The sequence below is a fragment of the Allobosea sp. Tri-44 genome, assembly GCF_004123845.1.
Taxonomy (GTDB): Bacteria; Pseudomonadota; Alphaproteobacteria; order Rhizobiales; family Beijerinckiaceae; genus Allobosea.
Window position 1 is genome coordinate 113,849 of sequence record NZ_NBDP01000036.1, and the last position, 19,772, is coordinate 133,620.

At 65.4% G+C, this 19,772-nt stretch carries 23 protein-coding genes; 3 read left to right on the top strand and 20 right to left on the bottom strand.

Going from position 1 to position 19,772, the window contains the following annotated elements:
- Positions 1-32: 32 nt before the first annotated feature.
- The 5 genes from B6S44_RS21895 to B6S44_RS21915 all read right to left on the bottom strand — a co-directional run bounded on the left by B6S44_RS21895 (position 33) and on the right by B6S44_RS21915 (position 3,545).
- Positions 33-662, bottom strand: coding sequence for an NAD(P)H-binding protein (locus B6S44_RS21895; protein WP_129159006.1), 630 nt, complete (start codon positions 660-662; stop codon positions 33-35).
- 18 nt (positions 663-680) lie between these two features.
- The gene (locus tag B6S44_RS21900; protein WP_129159007.1) at positions 681-1,337 is read right to left on the bottom strand and encodes an SDR family oxidoreductase; all 657 of its coding nucleotides are present in this window, start codon (positions 1,335-1,337) and stop codon (positions 681-683) included.
- A 76-nt stretch (positions 1,338-1,413) separates the two neighbouring features.
- Positions 1,414-1,794 carry a nuclear transport factor 2 family protein gene (locus tag B6S44_RS21905; protein ID WP_129159008.1) on the bottom strand — a complete coding sequence of 127 codons (381 nt, stop codon included), beginning with the start codon at positions 1,792-1,794 and terminating at the stop codon, positions 1,414-1,416.
- Positions 1,795-1,946: 152 nt separating this feature from the next.
- Positions 1,947-2,327, bottom strand: coding sequence for a nuclear transport factor 2 family protein (locus B6S44_RS21910; protein WP_129159009.1), 381 nt, complete (start codon positions 2,325-2,327; stop codon positions 1,947-1,949).
- 60 nt (positions 2,328-2,387) lie between these two features.
- On the bottom strand, positions 2,388-3,545 hold the full coding sequence (locus B6S44_RS21915; protein ID WP_129159010.1) for an NADH:flavin oxidoreductase/NADH oxidase: 1,158 nt from the start codon (positions 3,543-3,545) through the stop codon (positions 2,388-2,390).
- Positions 3,546-3,679: 134 nt separating this feature from the next.
- Here B6S44_RS21915 and B6S44_RS21920 point away from each other — a divergent pair, with 134 nt between their 5' ends.
- Entirely contained in the window at positions 3,680-4,303 is a 624-nt protein-coding gene (locus B6S44_RS21920; protein WP_129159011.1) for a TetR/AcrR family transcriptional regulator, read from the top strand.
- A gap of 47 nt (positions 4,304-4,350) precedes the next feature.
- A complete protein-coding gene (locus tag B6S44_RS21925; protein ID WP_129159012.1) occupies positions 4,351-4,695 on the top strand; it encodes a cupin domain-containing protein in 345 nt (114 codons plus the stop codon).
- Between the two features lie 59 nt (positions 4,696-4,754).
- On the opposite strand, the gene B6S44_RS21930 is transcribed toward B6S44_RS21925, so the two are convergent.
- From B6S44_RS21930 to B6S44_RS21950, 5 genes are all read right to left on the bottom strand, one after another.
- Entirely contained in the window at positions 4,755-5,459 is a 705-nt protein-coding gene (locus B6S44_RS21930; RefSeq protein ID WP_129159013.1) for a ribonuclease activity regulator RraA, read from the bottom strand.
- A 36-nt stretch (positions 5,460-5,495) separates the two neighbouring features.
- Positions 5,496-6,281, bottom strand: a complete 786-nt coding sequence (locus tag B6S44_RS21935; protein WP_129159014.1) for an SDR family oxidoreductase — start codon at positions 6,279-6,281, stop codon at positions 5,496-5,498.
- Between the two features lie 30 nt (positions 6,282-6,311).
- Positions 6,312-7,544, bottom strand: a complete 1,233-nt coding sequence (locus tag B6S44_RS21940; protein WP_465246134.1) for a pyridoxal phosphate-dependent aminotransferase — start codon at positions 7,542-7,544, stop codon at positions 6,312-6,314.
- 149 nt (positions 7,545-7,693) lie between these two features.
- On the bottom strand, positions 7,694-8,473 hold the full coding sequence (cnbZ, locus tag B6S44_RS21945) for a 2-amino-5-chloromuconate deaminase CnbZ (protein WP_129159015.1): 780 nt from the start codon (positions 8,471-8,473) through the stop codon (positions 7,694-7,696).
- A 31-nt stretch (positions 8,474-8,504) separates the two neighbouring features.
- Positions 8,505-9,293 carry an SDR family NAD(P)-dependent oxidoreductase gene (locus tag B6S44_RS21950; protein ID WP_129159099.1) on the bottom strand — a complete coding sequence of 263 codons (789 nt, stop codon included), beginning with the start codon at positions 9,291-9,293 and terminating at the stop codon, positions 8,505-8,507.
- Between the two features lie 146 nt (positions 9,294-9,439).
- Between B6S44_RS21950 and B6S44_RS21955 the strand changes: the two genes are divergently transcribed.
- Positions 9,440-10,336 (top strand): LysR family transcriptional regulator, encoded by an 897-nt coding sequence (locus B6S44_RS21955; protein ID WP_129159016.1) that lies wholly within the window; start codon positions 9,440-9,442, stop codon positions 10,334-10,336.
- 225 nt (positions 10,337-10,561) lie between these two features.
- Here B6S44_RS21955 and B6S44_RS21960 read toward each other — a convergent pair whose 3' ends face one another.
- The 10 genes from B6S44_RS21960 to B6S44_RS22005 all read right to left on the bottom strand — a co-directional run bounded on the left by B6S44_RS21960 (position 10,562) and on the right by B6S44_RS22005 (position 19,453).
- Positions 10,562-11,587 (bottom strand): 5-oxoprolinase subunit C family protein, encoded by a 1,026-nt coding sequence (locus B6S44_RS21960; RefSeq protein WP_129159017.1) that lies wholly within the window; start codon positions 11,585-11,587, stop codon positions 10,562-10,564.
- Positions 11,584-12,318 (bottom strand): 5-oxoprolinase subunit B family protein, encoded by a 735-nt coding sequence (locus tag B6S44_RS21965; RefSeq protein WP_129159018.1) that lies wholly within the window; start codon positions 12,316-12,318, stop codon positions 11,584-11,586. Before B6S44_RS21965 ends, B6S44_RS21960 begins: the two co-directional genes overlap by 4 nt.
- Positions 12,315-13,073, bottom strand: coding sequence for a LamB/YcsF family protein (locus B6S44_RS21970; RefSeq protein ID WP_129159019.1), 759 nt, complete (start codon positions 13,071-13,073; stop codon positions 12,315-12,317). Before B6S44_RS21970 ends, B6S44_RS21965 begins: the two co-directional genes overlap by 4 nt.
- 69 nt (positions 13,074-13,142) lie before the next feature.
- A complete protein-coding gene (locus tag B6S44_RS21975; RefSeq protein ID WP_129159020.1) occupies positions 13,143-13,850 on the bottom strand; it encodes an ABC transporter ATP-binding protein in 708 nt (235 codons plus the stop codon).
- A complete protein-coding gene (locus B6S44_RS21980; RefSeq protein WP_129159021.1) occupies positions 13,840-14,574 on the bottom strand; it encodes an ABC transporter ATP-binding protein in 735 nt (244 codons plus the stop codon). The genes B6S44_RS21975 and B6S44_RS21980 overlap by 11 nt, the downstream gene beginning before the upstream one ends.
- A complete protein-coding gene (locus B6S44_RS21985; protein WP_129159022.1) occupies positions 14,571-15,581 on the bottom strand; it encodes a branched-chain amino acid ABC transporter permease in 1,011 nt (336 codons plus the stop codon). Before B6S44_RS21985 ends, B6S44_RS21980 begins: the two co-directional genes overlap by 4 nt.
- Before the next feature lie 2 nt (positions 15,582-15,583).
- Positions 15,584-16,462, bottom strand: coding sequence for a branched-chain amino acid ABC transporter permease (locus tag B6S44_RS21990; protein WP_129159023.1), 879 nt, complete (start codon positions 16,460-16,462; stop codon positions 15,584-15,586).
- A gap of 26 nt (positions 16,463-16,488) precedes the next feature.
- The gene (locus B6S44_RS21995; protein WP_129159024.1) at positions 16,489-17,748 is read right to left on the bottom strand and encodes an ABC transporter substrate-binding protein; all 1,260 of its coding nucleotides are present in this window, start codon (positions 17,746-17,748) and stop codon (positions 16,489-16,491) included.
- A 68-nt stretch (positions 17,749-17,816) separates the two neighbouring features.
- The gene (locus B6S44_RS22000; protein ID WP_129159025.1) at positions 17,817-18,605 is read right to left on the bottom strand and encodes a putative hydro-lyase; all 789 of its coding nucleotides are present in this window, start codon (positions 18,603-18,605) and stop codon (positions 17,817-17,819) included.
- 335 nt (positions 18,606-18,940) lie between these two features.
- The gene (locus tag B6S44_RS22005; protein ID WP_164985918.1) at positions 18,941-19,453 is read right to left on the bottom strand and encodes a substrate-binding domain-containing protein; all 513 of its coding nucleotides are present in this window, start codon (positions 19,451-19,453) and stop codon (positions 18,941-18,943) included.
- Between the last annotated feature and the right edge of the window lie 319 nt (positions 19,454-19,772).

Below are 19,772 nucleotides of genomic sequence, written 5' to 3' on the forward strand. Positions count from 1 at the left end.
CCAACCGCGGATACGGCCTCACCAAAAGTGCATCACACCAGCTCTGCTGATGCTACGACGTGAATTCCGGGGCTCTCGGCCAAGGCAGCCTCGAGCATGGCGGCTGCAATCCTGCCGGCCGGGTTGATGCGCCATCGACGCGGAAGAGCTGGTCCAATCAGGTGCAGGACGACCGTTGCCAGCCTTTCGCCCACACGAAACTCCTGCCGGTCACCACCAATCAATCCTGGCCGCACATAGGTGAGCGAATGAAAGCCGAGCGTGGCAAGGTCGCGCTCGGTATCGCCCTTGACGCGGTTGTAGAAGAAGCTGGAGCCGCTGTCGGCGCCGATCGCCGAATTCAAGATGAATGCCGGCACACCATGCCGACGGGCGAGCCGGGCGATCGCGATCGGATAGTCGTGATCGACGCGGTAGAATGCCTCCCGGGAGCCGGCCGTCCGTAAGGTCGTACCCAGCGCGCAGATCACCGCATCCGCCGCCCACCAGGGCGCCTCTTCGGGCAAGGCTTCGAAATCAACTATAGGCGCAAGCAGTCTTGGATGCGCAGGCAGCGCACGGCGAACCGGGGCGATGACCTGAGTGACGCGATCTTCAGCGAGCGCTAATCGCATGACGTGACTGCCGACCAAGCCTGTCGCACCCACGAGCAGTAGCTTCATCTCGCCCTCCGACCTGCGTTAGCGGCGTGCTAGCTGCTCGACCGCTTCCTTGATCGGCGTCGCGCCAGCGGTGAGCTCAATGATGGCATGGTTGAGTTCAGGGTGCTCGACAATCGCGACCAATGTCGCCGCGACGTCTTCGCGCGATACGGTGCCGTAAGGTATCGCCACATCGGCGCGGACCTTTCCGGTGCCCGGCTCGTCCGACAATGTGCCCGGCCGCACAATCACCCAATCGAGATCTGTCGCGACAAGATGGGCGTCGGCGAGTTTCTTTACGCGGATGTAGTTCTCGAAAGCTTCCGAGGGCTTCTCGTCGCGCAGCGCGTCGGGAAATACCGAGACAAGTAGAAAACGCGCGACGCCGGCGATCCTTGCCGCCTCGACAGCCAGTTCCAGCCCGCGCCCGTCGATGGCGTTGGTGACTTCCATGCCGGCGCCACCGGCGCCGGCGGAGAAGACGACCGCGTCGCTGCCTTTTATCAGCGCGGCAAGCGCTTCGGCCGTTAAGGTCGTCAGATCGCCCGCGACGGGCGTCGCACCGAGGCTGGCGAGCTCATCTGCCTGCTCCGGCTTGCGATACAGCGCCCTGGGCTCGTGACTGCCCTGCGCCAGTTGACGCGACAGCCGACGGGCGACCTTGCCGGCGCCGCCGATAATAAAGACCTTGGCCATAGTACGATCCTTCTTCCGGGTAATCGCAAGACAACCGGGCGCCGCAAGCCGCGCCCGGTTGGCCGAAATCAAGCGCTCAGGGGGCGGAATGGGTATGGTAGATCTTGCTGACCACTGTCCACTTCCCGTCGACCTTCAGCAGATTGAAGAAGTCGGTGAAGCGGTAACCGGAGATGTTGTCAGTATCGACCCGGGCGCTGGCGGCGGTGCCAACGATATCAACGCGGACGATCGCAGCCTTGGCTTCAGGCGAGGGACGGAAGGCCGAGTCGATGACGTCAAAGAGACCCTGGATCGGGCCACCCGACAGCTTGCCGTCCTCAATGCCGAAAATGGTCGCCTTCTCGCTGAAGGCCGGCTTCATGATGGAGCTGTCGGCCTTGGCGCCACCGGAATTGTACTTGTTCAAGACATCTACGATGGCGTTATACTCGTCGAGATAAGTCGTGTTGGGCATGGCATTGTTCCTGTTTTGCGAGATCGCAGTTGTTGTCGAAACAGCGAGAGCTGTGGCGACGGTCGCTGCGGTCAAGAAAGTTGCGAACCGGACGCGGAGCGAATTCCAAAAAGAGTTCATTTTGTTCCAGAATTTGTGGGTGAAACGCCCGGTCAGTCGCCCTGGTGGGTGTGGTAGATCTTGCTGACCACCGTCCACTTGCCGTCGACCTTCAGCAGATTGAAGAAGTCAGTGAAACGGAAACCGGAGATATTGTCGGTATCGATCCGGGCACTGGCGGCGGTGCCGACGATGTCGATGCGAACGATCGCGGCCTTCGCCTCCGGCGACGGGCGGAAGGCGCTGTCGATCGTATCGAACAGTCCCTGAATTGGGCCGCCGGACAGCTTGCCGTCCTCAATGCCGAAGATGGTCGCCTTCTCGTTGAAGGCCGGCTTCATAATTGCGCTGTCGGCTTTCTTGCCGCCCTCATTGTACTGATTCAGCACCGCGACGATGGCATTGTATTCGTCGACATAGGTATGATTGGTCATTGGAGTCTCTTTCCTGATGATTGCTATCCCCAGGGGCACCTTGGGGACGGATTGAGCCGACTAGGCGGCTACTTGCCCGGCCGGGGACACAGGTCCCAATTGCCGGAGCTTGTTCTCCCGGCCGTTCAGCCACCAGCCGATCTGCGGCGGCCAGTTGGCAAAGGGGGTCTCGGGATTGGCCGCGCCCAGTGCCTGCTCGGCATGGAACGCGAAATTGGGATCGCGCAGCGCCTCGCGGCCGATTGCGACTAGATCGGCCTGCCCCGACGCCACGATCGCTTCGGCCTGTCGCGGATCAACGATCAGCCCGACGGCCATGGCGCCGAGCCCGGTCTCGGCCTTGACCCGCTCGGCATAAGGCACCTGGTGACCATAGCCGGTCGGATGCTCGTAAGGTCTGCCGATACCGCCCGACGAGCAGTCGACCACATCGACGCCGATCCCGGCGAGCTCGCGGGCAAAGGCGACGCTGTCTTCGATGGTAACGCCGGCGCGGCTGCCATCGACCGCCGAGATGCGGACGAACAACGGCTTGTCCTGCGGCCAGATCGCGCGCAGATCGCGAGCGATCTCCAGCGGCAGGCGCATCCGGTTCTCCGGGCTGCCGCCGTACGCATCGCTGCGCCGGTTAGTGAGTGGCGAGAGGAACGAGTTGAGCAGATAGCCATGGGCGCAATGCAACTCGATGACCTCGAACCCCGCGGCCAGCGCGCGCCGTGCCGCCGCGGCGAAGTCTGCACGGACCTTGGCAATACCATCCGCATCGAGCGCGGCCGGTACCAGCCAGCCCTTCTCGACCGGCTGAGCGCTCGCCGAGACGATCGGCCAGGGATGGTCGCCGCGGGCGTGATCTTCAGCTGTTAGCGGGCCGTCACCGTAGTAAGGACGCTGCATCGCAGCCTTGGGGCCGGCATGGGCGATCTGGATGCCAGGCGCCGCCCCGTGTCGCTTCAGGAAGCTCGCGATCCCTGCCAGCCCCTCGACCTGGGTATCGTTCCAAAGGCCGACATCGCCATGGGTGATCCGTGCTTCTGGCGAAACCGCCGTTGCCTCGACCATCACCAAGCCAAAGCCACCGAGGGCGAGCTTTCCGTAGTGAACAAGGTGGTAGCTGGTCACGAAGCCATCTTCCGCCTCGTATTGGCACATCGGCGAGACAGCCAAGCGGTTGCGCAGGGTCACCCCCCGCAGCGTCAATGGATTGAACAATTGGCTCATTATCTCTCGTCCAGGAAAGGCCTTGCCATTTTGGCTTCGGCGATTAAATGTCTGTAGCGATCGCTACACTTCGTTCATTTGTAGCGTCCGCTACAAACAGTCAAGCCCTCTGGGAGCAAAAAGTTCAACCGGACATGACCACGACGATCGCACCCCATCGCAGCAAGGGACGGCCTCGCTTCGACCGCGCCGTAGCGCTTGAGCGCGCCCTCGGCGTGTTCTGGCGACGCGGCTACGAACCGGCGAGTGTCGCCGAACTCTGCGCAGCCATGGAAATCAATCCGCCGAGCCTCTACGCAGCCTTCGGTAGTAAGGCGCAACTGTTCATGGAGGCGGTTGAGCACTACGAGCGCATCTATTGGGACGCCGCCTGGGAGCGCTTGGCCGACGTCGCTGACGTTCACGAGGCGATCGCCGGCTTCTTCCACGACGCAGTCCGGATCCTAACGTCACAGGATGCGCCTTGCGGCTGCCTCGTGATCTTGGCCGCCACCAACGTCTCGGCCGAAAGCCAAGAGGTCAACGACGCACTGAAGGCCTTGCGCAAAGAAGGCCGCGATTGGTTCCTTGCCCGGCTCCAACGCGCTGTGAGTGACGCGCAGCTGCCTGCGCAAACCGATACGGACGGGCTGGCAGCCGCGCTGAACACGATGCTGGAAGGCCTATCGCTTCAAGCTCGCGACGGTGCCAGCCAGGACGAACTCACCCGGATCGTGGTCGTCGCGATTACGATGCTGCCGGACAGCCCAAGGCGCTAACGCCGCCGGCGGACTGGAGTTTGCGGGAGCAAAGAGAAGGAGAGGACATGGGGAAGTTCGTTACGATGGGCGTAGACGGCACCGAACCCGAAACCTACGGACCGGACGAGGGTAGCGTGATCGCCGGCGCACCCCGCTTCAGGTCGTGGACGCTGGATGAGGCGGAAGGCGGCCTTTCGAGCGGGCTCTGGGAAGCGACTCAGGGTAAATGGAATTTTGAGAACGCCCATTGGGAGTATTGCCGGATCCTGTCCGGCGTCTCGGTCGTGACCGAGGAGGGCGGCGCGGCGCACCTGGTCAGAGCCGGTGACAGCTTTGTCCTGCGCGCCGGCTTCAGGGGCACCTGGGAGGTCATCGAGACGACCCGTAAGGACTACGTGATCCGAACCTGACACAGCGCTACGGGCGGCCGACGAGCGCATCGGTAGCCGCCCTTTCTCCGCGCGACGGCTCAGCCCTTGGCCTTGCTGGCCTCGTAGCGGGCCTTGTTCTCGGCGTTCGGCGGATAGAGCCCCGGCAAAGCAGCGCCAGCTTCGACCTCGTTCATGATCCAAGCCTCGAGCCGCTCCTGCTCGGGAGCCGCCTCCAGCACCGCGTCGACCAGTGCCGCAGGTATCAGCACAGCCCCGTCGTCGTCGACCACGATGATATCATCCGGGTAGACGGCAACGCCGCCGCAGGCGATCGGCTCCTGCCAGTTGACGAAGGTCAGTCCTGCGACCGAGGGCGGTGCGGCCGCGCCCTGGCACCAGACCGGCAGGCCCGTGCCGAGCACGCCGGCGACGTCGCGCACCACGCCGTCGGTGATCAGCGCCGCCACGCCCTTCTTCGCCATGCGGGCGCAGAGAATGTCTCCGAAGATGCCGGCGTCTGTGACGCCCATCGCATCAACGACCGCGATGCAGCCCTCCGGCATCGCCTCGATCGCGGCGCGGGTCGACTGTGGTGAAGACCAGGATTCCGGCGTGGCGAGGTCCTCGCGCGCCGGCACGAAGCGCAGAGTGAAGGCACGTCCGACCAGACGCGGCTGACCCGATTTTAGCGGCCTCGTTCCGCGCAGCCAGACATTGCGCAAGCCCTTCTTGAGCAAGATCGTGGTCAGGGTCGCCGTCGTCACCTTGGACAGGACTTCGACGATGTTTGCATCGGTGGTCATCGGAGGTTCTCGCTACTGAAGGATGGGAAGGAACGATCAGATGCTGGCGATCAGGCCGCCGTCGACGCGGATGACGCTGCCGGTCAGGTAGGCGGCGCGTTCGCTCGCCAGGAAGGCGACGACATCGCCATACTCCTCCGGCCGGCCATAGCGACCGAGCGCGATCGCGCCGGTACTCTCTGCGGCGACGGCTTCGACGCTGCGGTTCTCGCGCTTGGCCTTCTGCTCATCGAGGAAGCTGATGCGCGACGTCGCGATCCGGCCGGGCAGCACGATATTGGCGGTGACGCCGTCGGCGCCGACCTCTCGCGCCAGCGTCTTCGACCAGCCGACCAGCGACAGCCGCAAGGCGTTCGAGATGCCAAGATTGGGAATCGGCGCCACCACACCCGAGGAGGTCGAGGTGATGATCCGGCCCCATTTGCGCTCTCGCATGGCGGGCAGGACCCGGTCGGTCAGCGCGATCACCGAAAGCACCATCGCCTGGAAATGCTTCACCCAGAGTTCGCTCGGCTGCCCGGAGGCGGGGGTCGGCGGCGGACCGCCGGTGTTGTTGACGAGGATGTCGACCGGCCCGAGCTCCGTCTCGATCGCGGAGATACGCGCCTCAATCACAGAGAGGTCGGCGAGGTCCCAGGCCAGCGGCAGGGCCGTACCACCCTCGGCCCGGATTTCGCCGGCCGTGCGCTCGACCGCCGCTGGATCGATGTCGCCTAGCGCGACTCGAACACCTTCGCGTCCCAGTGCCTTGGCGATCGCGCTGCCGAGACCCCCGCCGGCCCCGAGCACGAGCGCTGTCCTTTCGGTGATGCCGAGATCCATCGATTGGGTCCTTTCAAAGTCCGACCAGTCTCAGCCGAGCTTGCCGCAGGCATCGGCGATGCGCTCGCAGGCGAGCCGGAGGCGCTCCGTGGCGGTGGCGAAGGAGATCCGAAAGAACGGCGCCAACCCGAAGGCCGAGCCGGGAACGACCGCAACATTGGCCTCCTCCAGTAGGAAGGTCGCGAAGTCGACATCCGTCTCGATGACTCGCCCGTCCGCCCTACGACGGCCGATCATGCCGGCGCAGGATGGGAACAGGTAAAACGCGCCGTCCGGCTTGCGGCAGCCCAGGCCCTCGATGCTGTTGAAGGCCTTCAGGCCGAGATCGCGCCGCTCTTGGAAGACGGCATTGCGCTCCGCGAGGAAGTCGAGTGGGCCGCTCAGAGCGGCAATCGCGGCAGCCTGCGACACCGAGCTGGGATTGGTCGTGCTCTGCGACTGGATGGTCGCCATCGCCTTGATCAGCTTGGTTGGCCCGCCGGCATAACCGATGCGCCAGCCGGTCATCGCATAGGCTTTCGAGACGCCGTTGCAGGTCAGCACGCGGTCGAACAGGGCCGGCTCGACGGCGGCGATGGTGGTGAACTCCCAACCGTCATAGCGCAGGTGCTCATACATGTCGTCGGTGAGTACCATCACCTGCGGATGGTCGAGCAGGACATCAGCGAGCGAGCGCAGTTCGGACGCCGAATACCCGGCCCCCGTGGGATTGCTCGGCGAGTTGAGCACCAGCCATTTTGTGCGGGGCGTGATCGCCGAGCGCAGCGCCTCAGCCGTCAGCTTGAAATCATCAGCTTCGCCGCAGGCCACCGTGACCGGCTTGCCGCCGGCGAGTCGCACCATGTCGGGATAGGAGACCCAGTAGGGTGCCGGGATAATGACCTCGTCGCCCTCGTCGAGGGTCGCGCACAGCGCATTGTAGAGCACCTGCTTGCCGCCGGTCCCGACGCTGATCTGAGCCGGTTCGTAGCGGAGGCCGTTCTCGCGCTCGAATTTGGCGACGATGGCGCGCTTCAGCTCGGGCGTGCCATCGACATCGGTATATTTCGTTTGGCCGGCGTCGATGGCGGCCTTGGCCGCCGCCTTGACGTGATTCGGCGTGTCGAAATCCGGCTCGCCCTGCGACAGGCCAATAACGTCCTTGCCTTGCCGGCGAAGCTCGTTGGCGAGTTGGGTTATAGCGATCGTAGGAGATGGCTGGACCGCCGACATGCGCCGCGCGAGCCGAACGCCAAGGGCCGTTGCAGTGGTGCCATGCATCATCCCATCTCCATCAGATTGGGGCTTTGCCACCCCTCCGGTCCTCTTCCTCTTCGGAAGCATGCGCCCGCATTGAAGAAAGGGAAATATGGGTTTCATCGCTTTCGAAAATCAGAAAAACTATCAGATACCGGCAGGCGTGGGTCGGTCTGCTAGGCGGGGGCTAAGCTGAGTTCCTGCCGGATTGCGCGAGCCTCGAGCTCGACCTCGCCACCTGCGATCGGCGGACGGGCGCGGTAGACGAGCACGCCACGACGGATCGGCTCGCCGAGTGCGCCGAGCAGGGCCGGCCCCCACAGCTCCGGGATCTCGTGCGCATGGAAGAGCGCGATGCGCGTGGTTTCGCTCCAGGAATGCCCGAGCTTCGCCAGCGTCGTGCCGACCGTGTCGATGGTGAAGTGGGTGCGGCGCTGCATCGCGGCCGGGCTCGTATCGCCCTCGGCGATGATTTTGCCGTCCGCCCCGATATCGGCCTGGCCGGACAGCAGGAAGGTGGTCGCCTTCACCGTCCTGGGAACCGTATAGCTGAAAGCACACATCGCGGTCGCAGCCGGTGGATGAAGGTCGAGCGCGATATTCGAGCGGCAGACCAAGCTATAGTCGCCGAAGACCAGGCCCCATTCGCGCAGCTTTGCGAGGTAGGGCACGTTGAAGCTCGACCATTTGTCGAAAGTTAGCGGCTCCGGCACCCGCAGCTCGATGCCGCAGAAGGCCTGGACCGGCCGGCCGATGCTCTTCAGGTAGCTTTCGATGAAGCCATAGGCCTCGCCGAGCGGAACCCAGCTCTGGAGCTCGGCGCGCACAACCTCATATCCCTGATCGGGAACGATGCCGGAGCAATAGGCCGCTCCGCTCGGCAGGATGGCGTAGTTGCCGGCGATGTTGGCGAGCAGCCCGTCGGAACGGGTGGTGATCTGCGGCGTGTCGGTCATGGCACTCTCCCTGATGGCGGCTTGAGGCGGCCTAGAACTCGTCGAGCGCCGGCGGGTCGAACCAGTTGGTCAGCGACAGACCGCCATCGACGACAAAGGCCGAACCCGTGACATAGGCGGATAGGCGGTTCGACAGGACCGCGAGCGCCATCGGCGCGAGATCCTCGCTGCATCCGAGCCGCCCAAGGGGAATATGCCGCGTAAGCGACGGATCGGCCACGAATCCTCCGGCGGCGATAGCGCCCGGCACCAGTGCGTTGACCCTGATGCCGAAGCGGCCCAGCGTCTTGGCAAGCTCCTTGACCAGCATGGCCAGCGCCGCCTTCGAGGTACTGTAATGCGGCAGGTTGCGCGGCGTCGCGGCATGCAGCGAGGTCAGCAGCAGGAACGAACCGGGCTTGCGCTCCGCGATCAACGAGCGCGCGATCTCGCGCGCAAGGTGGAAGCCGGCGTCCACGTTCACGGCGCGCATGTATTCCCAGGTATCATCCGACACCGCCAGCGCGTGATCCGTCTCGCGCCGCGGCGGCGCGGCGCTATGGACGAAATGGCTGACGGTTCCGAGCGCGGCGCGGGCATGGGCGAGCAGCGCATCGCAGCCCTCACGGACGGCGAGGTCACCGGCCCACGGCACGGCCAGTTCCGGCCGGGAAGAGCCTGCGATCGCAGCCTCGACTTTATCCTCACTCAGATCGGCGAACACGGTGCGTACGCCTTCCGCAACCAAGGCCTGCGCGATGGCGCGGCCAATGCCGTTACCGGCGCCGGTCACGAGAGCCGTGTCGTGCTTCGGATCGAAAGGGCGATCGAAAACGCTCATATGGCTACATCCTGATCGAGGAGCCGCCGCCACGACGCCCAATTGGCGAAATCGTCACCCGCGGCACTGCAGCACATGATCATTGACGCCGCCGCGGTGCGAGGGAATATGTGTTTTCCTGCCTTCGACATTCAGGGAAACTGATAATGGAGACGCGCTTTCTCCAAACTTTCCTAAGCGTCGTGCAGACTGGTTCTCTCTCCGAGGCGGCAAGGCGGCTCAACATCACGCCGTCGGCGGTCATCCAGCGAATCAAAGCGCTGGAAGACGAGATCGGACGGCCGCTCATCCAGCGTTCCGGCCATACGATGCAGCCTACACCGGCCGGAGCCGCCATTCTTGCGGAAGTCGAGCGCATGCTCTCCGTCGCGGAAGACATCAAGGCTGCCGCCGCAGCTGACCTCGAAACTGGCTTGCTACGCATTGGCGTGATCCACTCCGCCCTGACCGGCCTGCTCCCCGACCTGCTCGTGCAGTTGCGGCAGAACCGGCCCGGGATAGAACTCTACATTCTGCCGGGAATGTCCGGGGACCTCTATTCCTGCATTATCGAGGGCGAGCTCGACGCGGCTATTATGGTCCAACCTCACTTCGCGCTTCCCAAGGCCCTGGACTGGCTCCTGTTACGCCAGGAGAAGCTACTGGTCATCACGCCGCTGAGCGTTACCGAATCCGATGCGCGCGCGATCCTGAAGCGCGAGCCCTTTATCCGCTATGATCGCAACCACTGGGGCGGTCGCATCGTCGATCTGCACCTGCGCAAGCTGAAAATCCGGCCGCGCGAACAATATGAACTCGATTCCCTCGAGGCGATCACAGTCCTGGTCAGCCGCGGCCTCGGCGTTTCGCTCGTGCCAGACTGGCTGCCACCCTGGCCAGAAGGCGCCAATGTGCGCCGAATCAAGGCGAGCGGCGCACCGACACGCGATGTCGGTATCCTCTGGTCGCGAAGTTCGAAGCGGTTGCCGCTTATCCACGCCTTCATGGCCGAGGCAGTCAAGGCGATCCGTCTGAAGCATTCCCCTGGCGTACAGCCTGCGTAGAGACAGCCACGGCCCTACACTGCGGCGCTCGGGCGTCCGTGATGCCGGGCCGGGCCGGCCGAATGGAAGACTGCCGGTGTGTTCCTGGCGATGAGGGTCACACGGTCCGGCCGACTGCATAGGCCAACGTCGGCGAAGCTCGCCTGCGCCTTGGCTAGGCCGGCCGCGATTGCACAGACAGGAAGCCGATGGCGATTATCCCGCTTCGCACATACTCCGTGACGGTCAGATCGGTTTGTGGGCGTCGACCCAGCCATCGACGAGATTGAGGCTGAGCAGGAATTCAGAGCTGAAACGCTTGCGAACCAGCGGCTCGACTGGGATTGCCGCAGACAGGAAGGCCTGTTCCGCGGCCCGCGCTGCCACCGCCTCCGCATGCGTCGCGACGTGGAAGCGGAGCGAGGTCCCGGGCCGCGCCTGGGCGAGACGCCCGAGGTCGGGACCGATGATCGTCGCGATTTTGGGATAGCCACCCGTCGACTGCCGGTCGGCCATCAACACGATTGGCTGGCCCTCGCCCGGCACCTGGATCGCACCCATGGCGATGCCGTCGGAAGCGATGTTGTAGCCGAGGAGATGACTGAGCTTCGGCCCTTCCAGGAAGCAGGCCATGCGGTCGCCGCGGGCTGAGATCGTCCAGGGGCCGGCGAGGAAGTCGGCGATCTGGTCCGGCGCGAAATAATCGTCCTGCGGGCCGAGAATGACGCGGATTGCCTCGGCCGGCCGTTCCAGTAGCGGCGCGATGATCTGGCCCGTCTCGACCTCGGCGGGCGACGCTCCGCCAATCGCCAGGCGATCGCCGATCATGAGCCCCCGCCCTTCGATGCCGCCAATGCCGGTGCGGGTATGGGTCGCGGCCGAGCCGAGGACCTGCGGCACGTCAAAGCCGCCCGGCACAGCGAGATAGCACCATGCTCCGGCCTGGCCGGCTCGCAGCTTCAGCTTGGCACCCGGCTCGACCGCGACGACGACGGCCGGCGGTAACGCCTGGCCGTCGAGCGTCACTGCAAAGGAGCCGCCGGCGAGCGCGACCGCAACGGGGCCTCCTTCCGCCGTGACCTCGAGACCGCCGAGCGAGACCTCGATCGCGGCAGCGCAGGCAGGATTACCGAGGGCGCGGTTCGCGAGCGCATGGGCGAAAGGGTCCATCGGGCCCGCGCCGGTGACGCCGTAGCGCAGATAGCCATGGCGGCCGCCGTCCTGGATGGTAGAGCCCGGGCCGGCCGCAAGCACACGCAGCGCCGCGGTCACGCTGTCTGCCTCAGGGCGATGACCTCGCCCGACTCGGCGCGCGCGTCCAGCCTGGCGAAGGTCGCGACGTCGATCGGCTCGAAACGCAGGCTGTCGCCGGGCTCGATCAGGAAAGCGCTCGGGCGCTCCGGCGCATAGAGCCGTTCCGGCGTGCGCCCGACCACATACCAGCCGGTCGGCATGGAGAATGTGGCGATGGCGCTCAAGCCCCCGCCGACGAGTACGACCTTCGTGTCATGCGGCGGGCGCGGCTTCGTCCGACGTGAGATCGCGATCTCCTCGGGCAGGCCGCCGAGATAGGTGAAGCCCGGCGCGAAGCCGTACATGTAGGCGCGATACGTAGCACCGGCATGGATCGCGACCGCCTCGGCGGCTGACAGGCCCATGATCGCCGCCATCTCGGCGAGATCCTCGCCATAGGGTTCGTCGTAGCAGCAGGGAAGCGTCCAAAGTGAGGCCGCGCGCGCGTGCGCCACCGGCGCGGCCAGGCGTTCCTCCACGAGTGCGACCAGAGCGTCCCGGCCGAGCCGCAGCGGATCATAGTGGATCATCAGGGAGCGATAGGTCGGGACCAGCTCGCGGACACCTTCAGGAGTGGCGGCCGCCAGCGCGGCGTCGAGGGCGAGCACGCGGTCACTGATTGCCGGGTCGACCTCCGTGCCGAACTCGACGACCAACGCCGCCTCGCCGGCGTCGAGAAAGCGCGGGCGCAAGGGACACTCCGAGGTCATGCGAAGGCTGCGAGCCGCACGCCCGCCTGTTCCAGCGCCCTGCGCACATGCCGCGCCATCGCGACGGCATGGCTGGAATCGCCGTGCACGCAGACCGAGTGCACCTTCGTCGGCAGGCGCCTGCCCGAGGCGGTGATGACGACGCCTTCCGTTACCATCTCGACGACGCGGCCGGCGGCTTCCTCCGGATCGGTGATCATGGCGCCGGGCTGGCTGCGGGCAATCAGCTGGCCCTGTTCGGTGTAGCCGCGATCGGCGAATATCTCCTGATGGACGGAAAGTCCGGCGGCTTCACCGGCGGCGACCTGCTCGGTCAAGGCTATCGCCAACAGCGCGAGGCCGGGATCGACCGCCTTGACGGCGCGCGCGATCGCATCGGCCACCGGGCGCTCTTCGCAGGCGATGTTGCCGAGCGCGCCATGTGGCTTGACGTAGGTGATGCGATGCCCGGCATAGACCGCGAGCGCCACCGCCGCGCCGACCTGATAGGCGACGAGGCGCTCGATCTCGCCGGTCGAGAACGGGATTCGCCGGCGCCCGAAACCCCAGAGATCAGGAAAGCCCGGATGGGCGCCGACCGCGACGCCGCGCTGATGCGCCACCGCGAAGGCCTTCGCCATGATCTCGGGGTCGCCGGCATGCAGTCCGCAGGCGACATTGGCCGAGGTGACGATGGCGAGCATGGCTTCGTCGTCGCCGCAGCTATAGGCACCGAAGCCTTCGCCAAGATCGGAGTTGAGATCGACGGACACCATCGGAAATCCTCGCTGGCCGGATGGAACGGACACGGAGCGCGGCCCCGCCGGCCGGCGGAGCCGCCGCCATCAAATACCGAGATAGGCCTGGCGGATATCCGGATTGTCTCGCACCTCGGCGGCAGTGCCGGACAGGATCACCCGCCCGGTCTGCAGGACATAGGCGCGATCGGCGATCTCCAGGCTTTCGGCGAGACGCTGCTCGACCAGGAGTACGGTGACGCCGACCTTGCGGATCGTCAGCACCGCCTCGAAGATCTCGTCGACGAGCTTCGGCATGATGCCCTGCGACGGCTCGTCGAGCATCAGGATGCGCGGACGCGTCATCAGCGCGCGGCCGATGGCCAGCATCTGCTGCTCGCCGCCCGACAGCGTCGCGGCGCGCTGCGGCAGGCGCTCTTTCAGGCGCGGGAACAGCGTGAACACCTGCTCCAGTGGCTGCTCGCGGTCGGCCTTGGCCCGGTGCAGATAGCTGCCGAGCTTGAGATTGTCGGCGACCGAGAGGCGTGGGAAGAGCCGCCGGTTTTCCGGGACATAGGCGACGCCGCGCCGGGTGATCTCGTGGCCGGGCAGCCCGCTGATCCTCTCGCCGTCGAAGCGGACCTCGCCGGAGCGGGCCCTCTCCATGCCGGAGATGGTCTTGAGCAGGGTCGATTTGCCGGCCCCGTTGGCGCCGGCGACGACGACGATCTCGCCCTCGGCTACCGAGACCGAAATATCGGAGATGGCGATCAGGCCGTCATAGGCCGTGGTGAGGGAGGCGACTTCAAGCAGCACGGTGTCTCTCCCCCAGATAGGCGGTGATGACGGCGTCGTCGCGGACCACGTCCTTCGGCTTGCCCTCGGCCAGGACCTTGCCGAGATTGAGCACCACCGCGCGGTCGACCAGCGGCATCACGATCTCCATGACGTGCTCGACCATGATCACGGTGACGCCCTGGTCGCGGACCTTGCGGACGAGCTCGACGCCGAGGCGAGCCTCGCTCGGGGTGAGGCCGGTCATGACCTCGTCGAGCAGCAGGAGCTTCGGCTTCGTCGCGAGCGCGCGGGCGACTTCCAGCCGGCGCTTCTCCGGCGGGGTCAGGTCGCCGGCCGAAGCCTCGGTGCGGTGAGCTAGGCTGCAGAAGTCGAGCGTCTCGATGGCCGTCCGGCGTGCGGCGTGACTGCCGGGAACCTTGGCGAAGGCGCCCACCATCACATTGTCCAGGACGCTCATCGAGTCGAAGGAGCGCGGCACCTGGAAGGTGCGGGCGATGCCGAGCCGGCAGCGCGCCGGCGCCGGCAGCCCGGTGATGTCCTGGCCCTCGAAGAGGATGCGGCCCTCATTCGGCGGGAACGTTCCGGCGATGAGGTTGAACAATGTCGACTTGCCGGCGCCGTTGGGGCCGATCAGGCCGAGCATCTCGCCGCGGTGGACGGTCATCGACACGTTGGAATTGGCGACGAGGCCGCCGAAGCGCCGCGTCACATTGGCGACGGTCAGCAGGGTGTCCGTGCTCATGAACGTGCCTCCGCCTTGGGCTTGCGCCGAAACAGGCTGAGGAGGCCCTCTGGCTTGGCCAGCGAGACGAGCATGATCAGCCCGCCATAGATGATCAGATCGATGCCGGAGCCGGAGCCGCCAAGATAGGATCGGGTGATCTCGGTCAGCGGGATCAGGATGGCGGCGCCGACGACAGGCCCCCAGAGCGTGCCGATGCCGCCGAGCACCGCCGGGAGCGCGAAGAGCAGCGAGAAGCGGAAGCTCATCACGCTTTCGGGGTCGATATAGGCGAGGAAGCTCGCATAGAAGCTGCCGCCGACCGCCGTGAAAAAGGCCGAGACCGCCGCCGCCGCCATCTTCGAGTGGAATATCTCGACGCCGAGGCTTTCGGCCGCCTCAGGATTGTCCTTGACCGCCCGCCACCAATAGCCCCAGCGCGAGCCCTCGATCAGGAAGGTCACGAACCAGGTGATGGCGAGCAGGCCGAGGGCAAGGTGAACGTAGGGCACCTTGTCGCGGGCGAACTGCAGGGTCCACCAGCTATCGGAACCGAACGGCCACTGGATGCCGAGCGCACCGCCGACGAAATCCCAATTGTGGACGAGCACGAGCCCGATCTCGGCGATGACGATCGTCGCGATCGAGAAATAATGGCCTTTGAGGCGGAAGCAGGGATAGCCGAGCAAGAGCGCGATCGCCGCCGAGAGCACGCCGCCGACCAGCATGCCGCCCCAGGGCACGACGCCATAGGTCACGAACAGGACCGAGGTCGCATAGGCGCCGATGCCGAAATAGAGCGCGTGGCCGAGCGAGATCTGGCCGCAATAGCCGCCGAGGATGTTCCAGCTCTGCGAGACCGCGGCATAGAGCAAGGTCAGCACCAGGACGTTCTGAAGGTAGACGTCCCTGACCAGGAACGGGATCAGGGCGATCGCCGCGAAGACAGCCGCGGCAACGAGAAGCTGGTTGCGGCGCCGCGGCAGCAGGCCGGTGGCGGGCGGGAAAGGCAGCACATCCGTCGTCATGATCAGAGCTTTCCGAACAGGCCGCTCGGCCGGATGAAGACGATGCCCAGATAGAGCGTGTAGATGCCGATCGACTTCATCGCCGGCGGCAGCAGCGCCGCGGTGAGGGCCTCGACCAGGCCGACGATGACGCCGGCGGCGAGCGCCCCGAAGACGCTGCCGAAGCCGCCGAGCGCGACCGTGACATAGGCGATCAGGCCGAAGGTCGCACCGACCTGGGGATGAATGTAGTAGAAGATCGCGAGCACCGCGCCGGCAAGGCCGACGAGCGCGGCGCCGAGCCCCCAGCCGAGCGCGAAGACGCGGTTGCGGTCGATGCCGACCAGCGCCACCGCGCCCTGGTCCTCGCGGGTCGCTTCCAGGGCCTTGCCGAAATCGGTGCGCGACATCAGCAGATAGAGCCCGCCGAAAGCGGCGATCGAGACCAGCCCGCCGAAGATCTGCGGCCAAGGCAGAAAGACGCCGGCGAGGTTGAGCGTCTTGCCGCCGAGCCAGGAGTTGCCGATGCTGCGATAGTCCGGTGTCAGGAAGTACTGAGCGGCACCCTGCATCAGCGTCGCCAGCCCGAAGGTGGCGAAGATTTGCACCATGCCCTGATTGGCCTTGGCGCGCATGGCGAAGCGCACCACGCCGAGATAGGCCGCCGCACCGACCACGAAGAGTGCGGCGGCCGCGACCGGCACGAGCAGGACCGGGTCGATCGCGGTGAACAGGAACATCCCGAAGACGACGTACATCGCCGTCATCAGGAACTCGCCATGAGCGAAGTTCACGACGTCCATCAGGCCGAATATGAGCGAGAGGCCAACCGCGATCAGGGCGTAGATCAGCCCCATCAGCAGGCCGCTCGCAAGCACCTGAAGCAGGGCTTGCGTCGTCATGGCGAAATTCCTTCCAGTGCTGCGGTTCAGCCGTTCATCGGCCAGATCGCGTCCGCGATCGCCACGTCGCTCGGGAAGATCGTCACGAACTTGTTGCCGACATACTGCAGCAGCACCGGGCTGGCATCGGCGTTCTGTCCGTCCGCGCCGTATTTCACGCGCGACCAGGGCATGATCGTGCTGGTGCCCGGGATGTCGGTCGCGGCAATCGCATCGCGCACCTTGGGACCTTCAAGGGAGCCGGCGCGGTCTATCGCCTCGGCGAGCAGGAGCATTCCCATGAACTGCCGCGAGGTGTTGTCGTTCAGGTCGCGGTTCGAGCGAGCCTTGAACATCTCGTTCACCTTGGCGATGAACGGGCGCTTCGCCGCCAGATCGAGCGAGAAACTGGCGCGGGTGATCGCGCCCTTCAGCTTGTCGCCGACCGCGTCATAGGTCACCTGTTCGGAGAAGCCGCTCGCCTGTGCCACCAGGTTCTTCGGCTTGTAGCCGAGCTCGGCCGTGGTCTTCACCAGCAGCATGGCGTCGGTGGTATAGCTCGAGGGCATGAGCACGTCGGCATCGGCCGATTTGAGCTGCTGGACCTCGGCGGTCAGCGAGGGTGAGTTGGTCTTGTATTTAATGTCCGCCGCGATCTTGTAACCGCGGTCGTTGGCGAGCTTGCGCTGCGTGTTCGAGGAATCGACACCGAAGATCGTGTCCTCGAAGAACAGCGCGACCGTGTCGATCTTCTTGCCCTTCTTCTTCTGCGCGTCGAAGAAATCGAACATCGCGGCCGAGAACATCTCGTCCTGCGCAGCCGGGCGGAAGAAGAACTTCATGCCGCGCTTCTGCAGGCTCGGCGATGAGGAGTCCGCACACAGGAACGGCACGCCATAGCGCTCCGTCACGGCGCTGACCGTGGCCGAAACGGAAGACTGGTAGCAGCCGATGATGGCCGAGACCTTCTCCTGCGTGATCAGGCGCTCGGCTTCGGCCCTGCCTTTTTGCGGGTCGGCCTGGTGATCGGCGAAGACGAGGCGGACCTTGGCGCCGCCGAGCGCGGTCAGGCCTGCGCCCTTGGCGGCCACCAGATCGAGCGCATGATCGTTGTTGATGATGTCGAGCGCGGTCTCGAAGGCGTGGCGCGCATCGATGCCGACCTGCGCGCTGGCGCCGGACATCGGGTAGATGACGCCGATCGTCACCTCCTTGGGCGCCTGGGCGAGCGCGGCGTTGCGCGGATAGGCGACGGCGGCCGCGGCAACGGTCGATGCACCTGCCAGGAGCAGTTCTCTACGATTCATGGTGACCCCTCTTTGCTGTGTTGTGATGGCTGCGCGGCTCTTTGCGGCCGGCAGGTCGAAGAACCGTTTCAGATGACGGCAAACTCCGTGTTGCGGCGATCGGTTACGAGCATGCACCCGGGCGCATGCGTGATAGCGAAGACCGGCTTCACCTTGGCGATGACCGATTGCGGCGTGACTCCGCAGGCCCAGAACACCGGGACTTCGTCCGGCAGCACCTCGACAGCATCGCCATAGTCGGGCTGCGAAACGTCGCAGATGCCGATCAGCGCAGGATCGCCGATATGGACGGGCGCGCCGTGCACCGCGGGAAAGCGCGAGGTGATCTGGATGGCGCGGATCGCATGCGCCGCCTTCAGCGGGCGCATCGAGACCACCATCGGGCCCTCGAAACGGCCGGCCGGGGCGCAGGGAATACTGGTGCGAAACATCGGCACGCGAATGCCGCGCTCGACATGGCGCAGCGGGATGCCCTCCTGCAGCAGGGCCTCCTCGAAGGAGAGCGAGCAGCCGATCACGAAGGAGACGAGATCGTCGCGCCAGTATTCACTGACGTCACCGATCTCGGAGATCAACTCGCCGTTCCGCCAGACGCGATATCCCGGGAAATCGGTGCGGATATCGAGGTCCTCGCCGAGTGCCGGAACCTTCGGGCTGCCGACGTCGGACACGCCGATGATCGGGCACGGACGCGGATTGGCCTGGCAGAAGCGCAGGAAATCGGTGGCGAGATCAGCCGGTAGGATCGCAAGATTCCCCTGTACGAAGCCCGGCGCCAATCCCGATGTCGTACCCGCCAGCGAGCCGTCGCGACAGGCAAGCCGGATAGCGCGCGCCGAAGCCGCATCGCCGATCATATCCGGGTCACACCATGCTGCGAGGGTGCTTGCCTGTTTCATCGCGCCTGAGTTTCGATCGCGCCGCTGGTGACGACACAATGGACGCATTCCTTAGCCGGCTCGTCCAATCGTGAATTGGGATGGGTCACAATAAGATTCCATTGTGCAACCAGGCGCCCCCGGCCGCACGATGTCCTGACGGCGGAGGGCACCGGCGATACGCAAATCTCGCATGCAGCCGATGAGGCAAGGTCCAGTCTGAGGCCTCGGGCCTGAAACCAGAAATGCGTTTCCCTGTTTTCAGGTTTAAGAAGAACTGCAAGCCGTCCGACGCGGCTTCGAGACGTTCTGGGTCACTCACGCCGGCGCCGGAGCCTCGTAGGCGCCGCGACCTCCTGGGCGAAATCGGCCAAGGGTCGCGCGAGGCTGCCGCTCAGCGTGAGTGGGAAGGCGGCCATGCAGACCAGGTCCGGCAGCCGCAGTGCCGTTTCGATGGTGCGCAGCCGCCCTTCCCTCAGCTCCTTCTGGACCACGATCGGCGGGATCAAGCTCAGGCCGATCCGGTCCAGCGTCATCTGGACGATCGTGGTCAGCGAGGAATTGCCGAAGATGCGCGGCGGCGGCAGGCTGGGATCGTCCAGCGTCTCGCGCAGCCGCGGATAGGGCGCGGTCGCCTTCGGATACGTGATGATCGGGAAGTTGCGAATCCCGGCGATGCTCAGCGGCTCCTCGCCGAGGGCCAGATCGGGCGAGGCGATCACGGCGAGCGGATAGGCGCAGAGATCGCAGCTCGCCATGGTGAGGTCGTCGACCGGGCCCAGCAGGAAGGCGAGGTCGAGGTCGCCGCGGGCCAGGAGCTCGCGCATCACCGGTCGATGACGATATTGGGATAGACCGCGCGGGCGCGTTCCATGAACCGGCTGAGCCAAGTCCGGGCGATTGTCTCCGAGACGCTCAGCCGCAGAACGAGGCCAGGGATGGTGCGGAACGCCCGCCGAGGCGTGTACTATCATTGAGCTGCGATGGCGCTTACGATAGATGGCGAGCGCCCGCTCCCTGGAAGCGATTTCGGTACGCAGCTGGCGCATCTCGCCATCCCGATTACAGAAGCCTCGTGCGCCGGCGCTCTCGATGCGGCGATCCGGAGCTCCGCCTTGACGTGAGACAGACTGCGTTCTTGGGCTC

Bases quoted from the DNA above. Each gene is read 5' to 3' on its own strand.
- B6S44_RS21955 (WP_129159016.1), top strand. From the start codon at position 9,440: ATGGAGACGCGCTTTCTCCAAACTTTCCTAAGCGTCGTGCAGACTGGT.
- B6S44_RS21985 (WP_129159022.1), bottom strand. From the start codon at position 15,581: ATGACGACGGATGTGCTGCCTTTCCCGCCCGCCACCGGCCTGCTGCCG.
- B6S44_RS21935 (WP_129159014.1), bottom strand. From the start codon at position 6,281: ATGGATCTCGGCATCACCGAAAGGACAGCGCTCGTGCTCGGGGCCGGC.
- B6S44_RS21905 (WP_129159008.1), bottom strand. From the start codon at position 1,794: ATGCCCAACACGACTTATCTCGACGAGTATAACGCCATCGTAGATGTC.
- B6S44_RS21925 (WP_129159012.1), top strand. From the start codon at position 4,351: ATGGGGAAGTTCGTTACGATGGGCGTAGACGGCACCGAACCCGAAACC.
- B6S44_RS21980 (WP_129159021.1), bottom strand. From the start codon at position 14,574: ATGAGCACGGACACCCTGCTGACCGTCGCCAATGTGACGCGGCGCTTC.
- B6S44_RS21920 (WP_129159011.1), top strand. From the start codon at position 3,680: ATGACCACGACGATCGCACCCCATCGCAGCAAGGGACGGCCTCGCTTC.
- B6S44_RS21970 (WP_129159019.1), bottom strand. From the start codon at position 13,073: ATGGTGTCCGTCGATCTCAACTCCGATCTTGGCGAAGGCTTCGGTGCC.
- B6S44_RS21965 (WP_129159018.1), bottom strand. From the start codon at position 12,318: ATGACCTCGGAGTGTCCCTTGCGCCCGCGCTTTCTCGACGCCGGCGAG.
- B6S44_RS21900 (WP_129159007.1), bottom strand. From the start codon at position 1,337: ATGGCCAAGGTCTTTATTATCGGCGGCGCCGGCAAGGTCGCCCGTCGG.
- B6S44_RS21930 (WP_129159013.1), bottom strand. From the start codon at position 5,459: ATGACCACCGATGCAAACATCGTCGAAGTCCTGTCCAAGGTGACGACG.
- B6S44_RS21910 (WP_129159009.1), bottom strand. From the start codon at position 2,327: ATGACCAATCATACCTATGTCGACGAATACAATGCCATCGTCGCGGTG.
- B6S44_RS22000 (WP_129159025.1), bottom strand. From the start codon at position 18,605: ATGATCGGCGATGCGGCTTCGGCGCGCGCTATCCGGCTTGCCTGTCGC.
- B6S44_RS21990 (WP_129159023.1), bottom strand. From the start codon at position 16,462: ATGACGACGCAAGCCCTGCTTCAGGTGCTTGCGAGCGGCCTGCTGATG.
- B6S44_RS22005 (WP_164985918.1), bottom strand. From the start codon at position 19,453: ATGCGCGAGCTCCTGGCCCGCGGCGACCTCGACCTCGCCTTCCTGCTG.
- B6S44_RS21940 (WP_465246134.1), bottom strand. From the start codon at position 7,544: ATGATGCATGGCACCACTGCAACGGCCCTTGGCGTTCGGCTCGCGCGG.
- B6S44_RS21995 (WP_129159024.1), bottom strand. From the start codon at position 17,748: ATGAATCGTAGAGAACTGCTCCTGGCAGGTGCATCGACCGTTGCCGCG.
- B6S44_RS21950 (WP_129159099.1), bottom strand. From the start codon at position 9,293: ATGAGCGTTTTCGATCGCCCTTTCGATCCGAAGCACGACACGGCTCTC.
- B6S44_RS21895 (WP_129159006.1), bottom strand. From the start codon at position 662: ATGAAGCTACTGCTCGTGGGTGCGACAGGCTTGGTCGGCAGTCACGTC.
- B6S44_RS21915 (WP_129159010.1), bottom strand. From the start codon at position 3,545: ATGAGCCAATTGTTCAATCCATTGACGCTGCGGGGGGTGACCCTGCGC.
- cnbZ (WP_129159015.1), bottom strand. From the start codon at position 8,473: ATGACCGACACGCCGCAGATCACCACCCGTTCCGACGGGCTGCTCGCC.